1 pseudogene is annotated in these 633 nt (G+C 65.2%); it reads right to left on the bottom strand.

Annotation, left to right across the window (positions count from 1 at the left end):
* Positions 1-406, bottom strand: a pseudogene (locus tag ACFFNA_RS39000) (IS66 family transposase); the annotation flags it as partial.
* Between the last annotated feature and the right edge of the window lie 227 nt (positions 407-633).

The following is a 633-nucleotide window of genomic DNA, read 5'->3' as shown; positions in this document are numbered from 1 at the left end:
TGTCGAGCATGACGTAGCCGGTTCGTCGTTTGAACAGGCGGTCGAAGCGGGCACGCAAGGCCGCCGCGCGGCGCGGACAAGGTGACCGCTGATAGCTCTTCAGGCCGTGATAGAACCACCAGATCAACTGGCGCATGACGTCAACGGCCTGGCCCTGGTCTGGCGTCATCGGCACCAATTTGTGGACGAGCCGCTCGGCGTGGACCCAACACAGAGCATGGTCGGCGATGCGGAACTGGCCGGCGTCATCGGAGACGATAACGGCGTCGGCAAGAAAGCCATGATGGCGGATCGCCCCCCACATCGTCCCCTCGGTGGCAATCTTGACTGGGTTCGGCTCAACCGCAAGCTGGTCGAGGCCCAGCGCTGCCAGATGCGCCTGCCAGGCGGCGCTGTCGGCAAACACCTTTTGCGGAGAGCCGCCACCCGGTCGATCACCGGACCAGCGAGGTTGCGGCCGCGCATATAGGCCAACGCCTCGTCATTGATGACGTAATCGCCGTGCCCGGCGCGCAGCGTTGCCAGGAATGCCCCCCGTGACTTCGATCGCCCGGTGCGGAACGCGGTGAAGCGGTCATCGCCGATCTGAGCGGTGTAGCCGTCCTGGTTGGCGTGGCGCGCCGACGTATCATC

The organism is Mesorhizobium kowhaii (assembly GCF_042431665.1).
GTDB lineage: Bacteria > Pseudomonadota > Alphaproteobacteria > Rhizobiales > Rhizobiaceae > Mesorhizobium > Mesorhizobium kowhaii.
The sequence above is the reverse complement of the archived record's forward strand: the minus strand, read 5'-3'. Positions and strand labels throughout refer to the sequence as shown.